The sequence below is a fragment of the Prevotella sp. MGM2 genome (assembly GCF_002933955.1).
Taxonomy (GTDB): Bacteria; Bacteroidota; Bacteroidia; order Bacteroidales; family Bacteroidaceae; genus Alloprevotella.
On sequence record NZ_BEWW01000328.1, the window covers coordinates 1 to 8,447 of the forward strand.

At 51.0% G+C, this 8,447-nt stretch carries 5 protein-coding genes; 3 read left to right on the forward strand and 2 right to left on the reverse strand.

Annotated elements, in window-relative coordinates:
* The first annotated feature begins 356 nt into the window (after window positions 1–356).
* The 3 genes from topA to speA all read left to right on the forward strand — a co-directional run bounded on the left by topA (window position 357) and on the right by speA (window position 5,285).
* On the forward strand, window positions 357–2,696 hold the full coding sequence (gene topA / locus C5S62_RS13200) for a type I DNA topoisomerase (RefSeq protein ID WP_104405783.1): 2,340 nt from the start codon (window positions 357–359) through the stop codon (window positions 2,694–2,696).
* Between the two features lie 64 nt (window positions 2,697–2,760).
* Window positions 2,761–3,288 carry a shikimate kinase gene (locus C5S62_RS13205; protein ID WP_104405784.1) on the forward strand — a complete coding sequence of 176 codons (528 nt, stop codon included), beginning with the start codon at window positions 2,761–2,763 and terminating at the stop codon, window positions 3,286–3,288.
* A 104-nt stretch (window positions 3,289–3,392) separates the two neighbouring features.
* Window positions 3,393–5,285, forward strand: coding sequence for a biosynthetic arginine decarboxylase (gene speA / locus C5S62_RS13210; RefSeq protein ID WP_104405785.1), 1,893 nt, complete (start codon window positions 3,393–3,395; stop codon window positions 5,283–5,285).
* A 517-nt stretch (window positions 5,286–5,802) separates the two neighbouring features.
* On the opposite strand, the gene C5S62_RS13215 is transcribed toward speA, so the two are convergent.
* Together C5S62_RS13215 and C5S62_RS13220 are read right to left on the reverse strand one after the other, a co-directional pair.
* Window positions 5,803–6,648, reverse strand: coding sequence for a family 16 glycosylhydrolase (locus C5S62_RS13215; protein WP_104405786.1), 846 nt, complete (start codon window positions 6,646–6,648; stop codon window positions 5,803–5,805).
* A gap of 30 nt (window positions 6,649–6,678) precedes the next feature.
* Window positions 6,679–8,447, reverse strand: a 1,769-nt coding sequence (locus C5S62_RS13220) for a glycoside hydrolase family 2 TIM barrel-domain containing protein (RefSeq protein WP_133159593.1), incomplete at its 5' end; no start/stop codon positions are given.

Below are 8,447 nucleotides of genomic sequence, written 5' to 3' on the forward strand. Positions count from 1 at the left end.
CGTATTGCAATTCAAATTCCAAGTATTCGTGTTAAAAATCCAATACGGACTTTTTCTCCTTCACTATTTACAACCTATATTTTAACACTCCGAAGTGTTGCGGAAAGTTAAATATGTTAAAGTAAAAAGAGCCGACAGCGGCCGTGAAAACAAAAATCCCTGCTACCTCCCCCTGAGAAAAATGACAACACACCATAATCCAATACTACACATCATCCTCTCTTAAACAGTCATGCATAACGGTTTTGGCAACCTTGCCCGTAAAACTTTTTCCCCGTTTTTAGTTTTTCTTTTATATATAATGTGTGTACGCGCATTTTTTTTCCTACTTTTGCGGGCAAAATCAAAAAAGGACCATGCAAAAGAACTTAGTAATAGTAGAGTCACCGGCCAAAGCGAAAACTATCGAGAAATTCCTCGGCGAGGACTACAAGGTCATGTCGAGCTTCGGTCACATCCGCGACCTCAAGAAAAAGGATTTCGGAGTAGACCTGGCCACTTTCCAACCGCAATACGAAATTCCTGCCGACAAGGTGAAGGTGGTGAACGAATTGCAGACACAAGCAAAAAAAGCCGAAACCATTTGGCTCGCATCCGATGAAGACCGCGAGGGAGAAGCCATTTCATGGCATCTGGCGGAAGTGCTCAAACTCGACCCCGCCAATTCACGCCGCATCGTTTTCCATGAAATCACCAAACCGGCCATCATGGCTGCCATTAACAGCCCGCGCCACATCGACCTCAACCTCGTTGACGCGCAACAGGCGCGCCGCGTGCTCGACCGCCTGGTGGGTTTCAAACTCTCACCCGTACTGTGGCGCAAAGTACGCCCAAGCCTCTCGGCCGGTCGCGTGCAGAGCGTGGCTGTACGCCTCATTGTGGAACGCGAACGCGAAATAGAAGCCTTCAAGAGCGAAGCGGCCTACCGCGTGGCTGGCATGTTCCTTACTGCCGATGGAAAAACAGAACTCAAGGCCGAACTGAACAGACGCTTCAAGACAAAAGCCGAGGCAATGGACTTTCTGGAGAAATGCCGCACAGCGGAATTCAGCATAGCCGACATCGTTACACGCCCCACCAAGCGCACACCGGCACCGCCCTTCACCACATCGACGCTCCAGCAGGAGGCGGCCCGCAAACTGGGATTCCCCGTTGCAATGACGATGCGCGTGGCGCAAAGCCTCTACGAAGCCGGACTCATCACCTACATGCGTACGGACTCCATGAATCTCTCCGCGCTCTGTCTCAACGCCTGCGGACCTGTCATCACTGAAAAAATGGGCAACGACTATCACCAGCGCCGCCAATACCACACCCATGCCAAGGGAGCGCAGGAGGCTCACGAAGCTATCAGGCCTACCGACATGAACCGTGAAACCATCAGCGGCACGGCACAGGAAAAACGCCTCTACAACCTCATTTGGAAACGCACCGTCGCCTGCCAGATGGCCGACGCACGGTTGGAAAAGACAACAGCCACCATCAACATCTCCGGATGCGAACAGCAATTCGTGGCAACGGGCGAAGTGATCATCTTCGACGGTTTCCTTCGCGTTTACCGCGAAAGCTTCGACACCGACAACTCCGATGAAAGCGAAGGACGGCTGCTCCCGCCAATGACTGAAGGAGAACTGCTCACACGACGGGAAATAACGGCGCAGGAACGCTTCACACAACAGCCTCCACGCTACACCGAAGCCTCACTTGTCCACAAAATGGAGGAACTCGGCATAGGCCGTCCTTCAACTTACGCCCCGACCATATCAACGATACAACAGCGCGAATACGTGGTTAAAGGCGACAAGGAAGGCAGCGAACGGAGCTACAATCTCCTCACACTGGCTGGCAACGACATTGACGACACGATGAAGCAGGAAAAAGTAGGCGCGGAAAAAGCCAAACTGATCCCGACGGATATCGGTACGGTAGTCAACGACTTTCTGCTACATAACTTCCCGGAAATCATGGACTACAACTTTACGGCTAACGTGGAAAAGGATTTCGATGCCGTGGCCGAAGGAGAAAAGAACTGGACCGAACTCATCCGCCAGTTCTACGGCGACTTTGACCCGCAAGTGGAAAAAACACTGGCCGAAAAGAACGATCACAAAGTGGGTGAACGCGAACTGGGCAACGACCCCGAAAGCGGCAAAGTAGTCTCGGTAAAAATAGGACGCTACGGGCCCATGGTACAAATAGGAGCGGCCGGAGGAGAGGAAAAGCCGCGCTTCGCAACGCTCAAGCCGGGACAAAGCATCAGCACCATCACACTTGACGAAGCGCTGGAACTTTTCCGCCTGCCACGCACATTGGGCGAATTTGAAGGAAAAAACATCGTCATCGGTGCCGGACGTTTCGGTCCCTACGTGCAGCACAACGGGAAATACGTCTCCATCCCAAAAGGAGAAGACCCGCTTGAAATCACACTCGAACGCGCCCAAGAACTCATATTGGCCAAACGCGACGCAGAGGCCAAAAGCCACCTCAAGCAGTTTGAAGAAGAACCGGAAATGGAAGTGCGCAGCGGGCGCTTCGGCCCATACATTTCCTATCAGGGCAACAACTATAAAATACCCAAAACCATGGCACCACGTGCGGCCGAACTGACACTGGAAGAGTGCCGCAACATCATAGAAGAGGAAAGCAAAAAAACGCCCAAACCGCGACGCAAACCGGCAGCCGGTAAAAAGAAATAACAACTGCAGGCAGCTGTCACCGGCCAACTGCGGCAAAACATCCAGTCATCCGAACATTCATCTCATGAAGAGCATTACCCTCATCGGCTACATGTGTGCCGGAAAAACAATCATCGGCAAAGCGCTGGCCAAGTCGCTGGGACGCACGTTCTACGACCTCGACTGGTACATCGAGGAACGGTTCCGAAAGAAAGTACCCGAAATTTTCGCCGAAAGCGGCGAAGAAAAATTCCGTGACCTCGAAAACCGCATGCTTCACGAAGTGGCGGAATTTGAAAACATCGTGCTCTCCTGCGGCGGCGGCACACCCTGTTTCTTCGACAATATGGACTACCTGAACAGCCTGACGGAAACATGCTACCTCAAGGCTTCGCCCGAAACGCTATGCAGCCACATAGCCATGAGCCGGGGAGAACGACCGCTTCTGAAGGGGAAAAATCCGGAAGAGTTGAAGACTTTCGTAACCGAACAGTTGGCGCTACGCACACCTTTTTATGAAAAAGCCCATCACGTCATCGACATCAACGTGCTTGACTCTTTCGATAAGGTAAACTACATCGTTGACGTCATACGTAACAAGATGCTGCCTTAAACCGCAGGCGCAGGCACAGGCCGGCCCCGCACATTCATAGGATTACCGCATATATTTTTATTGATTATTTATAAACAAGCAAACATACTCTTACACCATACGACATGAGAAAATGGCGAATTGAAGACTCTGAGGAACTCTACAACATCAAAGGATGGGGCGTGAGCTACTTCGGCATCAACGACAAGGGGCACGCTTATGTGTCGCCACGCAAGAACAGTGTACGTGTAGACCTCAAGGAGGTGGTAGACGAACTGGCCTTGCGCGACATCACCGCCCCGGTGTTGCTCCGCTTTCCCGACATACTTGACAACCGCATTGAGAAAACGGCTGACTGCTTTGCACGGGCAGAAAAGGAATACGACTTCAAAGCCGACCATTTCATCATTTTTCCTATAAAGGTGAACCAGATGCGCCCGGTGGTTGAGGAAATTATCAGCCACGGCAAGAAATACAACCTAGGCCTCGAAGCCGGTTCGAAACCGGAGTTACATGCCGTGTTGGCCACTAACATGGACAGCGACAGCCTTATCATCTGTAACGGCCACAAGGACCAGAACTTCATAGAACTGGCCCTGCTGGCGCAGAAAATGGGCAAGCGCGTGTTTCTTGTCATTGAAAAAATGCCTGAGCTAGTCACGATTGCCCAAACGGCCGAAAAACTTGGCGTTCGTCCCAATTTGGGCATACGCATCAAACTGGCCACATCAGGATCGGGTAAATGGCAGGAAAGCGGCGGCGATGCCTCAAAGTTCGGCCTCAACTCGAGTGAGCTTCTGGAGGCCTTGCATCTGCTCGATGATATGGGCATGCACGACTGTCTCAAACTCATTCATTTCCACATAGGCAGCCAAATCACCAAAATACGCCGCATATCCACGGCTCTGCGCGAAGCGGCGCAATTCTACGTACAGCTCCATGCCATGGGCTTCAACATTGAATTTGTAGATTGCGGCGGCGGACTGGGCGTTGATTACGACGGCACACGTTCGAGCAATTCGGAAAGTTCGGTCAACTACTCCATACAGGAGTACGTCAACGACTGTGTATACACCTTTGTGGACGCTGCCAACAAGAACAACATTCCCCACCCCAACATCATCACCGAAGGCGGCCGTTCACTCACGGCACACCATTCGGTACTCATTCTTGATGTGCTGGAAAGCGTGTCGATGCCACACATGGCCGAGGATTTCCAGCCTTCCGAAGGCGACCACCAGCTGGTGCGCGACCTCACCGAAATATGGGACAAGCTTTCCTCCCGCTCCATGCTGGAGGACTGGCACGATGCGGAGGACATCCGCGACGAGGCGCTCGACCTCTTCAGGCATGGCATCATAGACCTCCGCACGCGGGCGCAGATCGAAAGTCTCTACTGGAGCATATCGAGCGAAATCGCCGAACTGGTACACCACCAGAAGCATGTGCCCGATGAATTGAGAAAGCTGGACAAGATGATGGCCGACAAATACTTCTGTAACTTCTCCCTCTTCCAGTCCATGCCCGACGCCTGGGCGCTCGACCAGCTGTTTCCCATCATGCCGATAGAGCGGCTGGACGAACGTCCTACCCGATCGGCTACCCTGCAAGACATCACTTGCGACTCCGACGGTAAAATATCGACATACGTCAACCACAACCAGCAAACCAGCTATCTGCCGCTCCATCCCGTAAAACCCGATGAACACTATTACATCGGCGTATTCCTTGTAGGCGCGTATCAGGAAATTCTGGGCAACATGCACAACCTCTTCGGCGACACCAACGCCGTTCACATCACAGTGGATGAAGAGGGCTACAGCATTGACAAGACCATCGACGGCGAAACCGTTGCCGATGTGTTGGAATACGTGCAATACGACCCCAAACACCTCGTGCGCCGTTTGGAAAGCTGGGTGAGCAAAGCCGTAAAGGAAGGAAAAATCACCATTGAGGAAGGAAAGGAATTTATCTCCAACTACCGCTCCGGACTCTACGGATACACTTATTTGGAATAAACGAATCCTTCATGTTTCTTAAATATTATTCAGAAAAATAAACATTACGGACCGGATTCCGACATTTAACATTTCTTGCTTTCGGGCCGTTGATGTTGTATCTTTGCCCTAGAATAGAAAGCCGCCCCGTCAAGGCGGCTTTTTTCGTAGATTTTCAGCGAAAAAAAGGTCTTATCCGCGTAAAAATTCCAAGTATTACAATTTAAAATCCCCGTATTCGAATAAAAATCATCTCTATTCCCGTCATACAGATAGGGCCTGGCTGGGATTCTGAGCCTGCTTTGAAAGTTTCAAAAGTTAAAAATGTTAATTACAGGAATACCGGCAGACATCACACTATTAGCATTTATTTACATAAAACAGTGCATTACATTTAGCCCCCCTCCCCATGAAGTTCAGAAAGACACGTGACCACACTGTCTGACACATCCACTTCTGACACCACATAAAAAGAATAATCCCGATGTCTGATACATCGGGATTATTCATGCTTTCCTTCTTTTAAAGATAAAGCCTGCTATTTCTGGTACACACGCACATAATCAATTTCATAATGCATAGGCAAGGCGGCTTCGTCCACTTTGCCTCCCGTGCTGCCCATAGCCAGATTAAGCAGGAGGAACATGGGCGTGTGAAACGGATTGTCGCCCGCACCGGCAGACTTCTTGCTATTTACAGTCTTCGTGAGGTCTATCTCATTAAGCAACTCATCATCCAGATAAAGGCGGATATAATCCTTCTCCCAGTCCATACGCCACACGTGGAACTGCGTGGCCCAGAGCGAATCCTTTTCCGTAAAATGAGTAAAGGGCACAGCCTGCGAATCCCACTTGCTACCATTGTCACCGCCCCAGCAGGCATTGGCATGGATCTGGGCATGACCGCCACGCGGATAAAATTCCATGAGGTCGACCTCACCGCAGGAAGGCCAGGGATATTTCGATCCCTTAAACCAGATAGCCGGCCACGAACCGCGGGCAGCAGGAATACGGGCCCGGACAACGAAACGGCCATATAGGAACTCCTTCTTACCCTTCGTAATGACTGAGGCAGAGGTGCACTCTATCCGCTCACGCTTTTCGCCCCATTTTTCACTGGCCGGATTATACCCGGGATTCTCTTTCGACTCACGGCGGGCAGTAATGACCAGCAAACCGTCACGGCACTCGGCGTTCTGCGCCTGATACCACTGCCACTCGTTATTACGTACAAAACCGTTCTCAAAAGCCCAATAATCAGGATTGGGACGACCGTCATAATCAAACTCATCATGCCACACCAGCCGATAGCCGTCTGTAGCCTGAGCCGTTGCCGACAAAACGGCGGCAAACGCACAACATGCAATTAAAATTCTCTTCAGCATAAGTCTATTATTAGTAGTAAATGTGTAAAATTATCGAGAAGGTTCCACAACAAAAGTATAGCTCTGATCAGCGTAAGGAATACGGTATTTCTCCATCGGCCAGGCTCCCCAACTGTCAATGCATCCCAATCCCATCTGGCGGTCGGCAATAGTCACTACACTGAACGGACGAGGAACAAGGTCGCCGGAATGGCTCTGTGTATCCTCCTTTATCATACCATCGTCAAGATCGGCTGTAAGATAGTTGAGCGTAGCACACTCCAACGGTTTCGGACCATAGAAGGTAAGCCCGTACCCATTGGCGTTGCGTACAGTCCAACGACGCACATCAGTATGGTTGCCGCTTTCCTGAGGACGCACATAACCCCAATATTGCGAAGCCACACTCTGAATATAATGTCCCAGGAAAGTAGCGCTGTGGCGGTCAGAATAATTCTCCTCAGGACCACGGCCGTAATATTCCACAATATCATACTCACCGGGCATCACCATCTGCATACCGAAACGAGGCAAACCAGGCATTTTCTTCGCATTCTTATCAACAATAAGATGCTGGTTAACAACAAGACGGCCTTCAGGCAACATAGTATACGTCATAACAAGACGGCTTTTCACATCAGGCAACTCATAGTGCACCACCACCTGCCGGCCTTCAGCGCAAGCCGCTTCCTCAAACTTCTTGAGTTGCATGCCGGGAGCCTTCCAGGGAGCCATATTACGCTGTATGCCGGCACCGTAATCGTTATCGGTAGGAGCGCGCCAGAAGTCGGGACGTAATGAGTAGCCGGCCTCCATCATCGGCCGCCCCTCTACGTCCATATAATCCACCCAACCTGTCGATTTATTGAAAGTTACGGCCATTTTCCCGGCCGTAAGGGTGAGGCAGGCCAGCTGCTCTTCCTTTTTAACAGGCAAAGGATTCTCCCCCGCGTCTGCCGTTGCAGCCAGCACATCGGAGAAACCGTAAGGCACCAGAACAAACTGCTGGCGGGCGATGTCGTAACCCGGAGGCATGAGCGGCGAAGGCATTTTCTCGCGGTAAGCCACACGGAGCGTCAGTTCCCTACCCTCTGCCGGCTTCATAAAACGATAGCCTTCCAAAAGAACTTTGACACGCTGCTGAGGCCCAACCACCAAATCCGGCACCAGTCCCTCTGCCACCACCGTACCGTTTTCGGACAAATCCCAATAAAGACTGACGTTGGAAAGGTCTGTGAAGAAATTCTCATTGTAGACCTCCACCTCCCCACGGACGGTATCGGTGAGCGCCGTCCAAATATTCTGATGATAGTAACGCACCTCGGAGGCATGGGGATTAGGCTTGCGGTCCGGACGAACAATGCCGTTATTATTGAAGTTATGGTCGGAAGCAGGATAACGGCCGAAATCACCGCCATAAGCAAAGATTTCGCGCCCCTCCTTATTCCTCACAAGCAAACCCTGGTCCACAAAATCCCAGATAAAGCCTCCCTGATATTTGGGATACTTGCGGATAAGCTCCCAATACTCCTTGAAGCCTCCCATGGAGTTCCCCATGGCATGGGCATACTCACATTGTATGAACGGTTTGGTAAGGGCGTCGTCAGCGGAATACTTCTCGCAATAACCATACCCCACATACATGGGACAATAAATATCCGTCTTACTGTCATAGCCGCCGCGCTCATACTGCACCGGCCGAGTGGTGTCATAAGCCTTAACAAAATCATAAGCTTTCTCGAAGTTAGGGCCATAACCGGCTTCGTTGGGGTCAAGCCGAAAACACGGTGCATGAATTTTGAGAAAAGTGTTAAATTTGT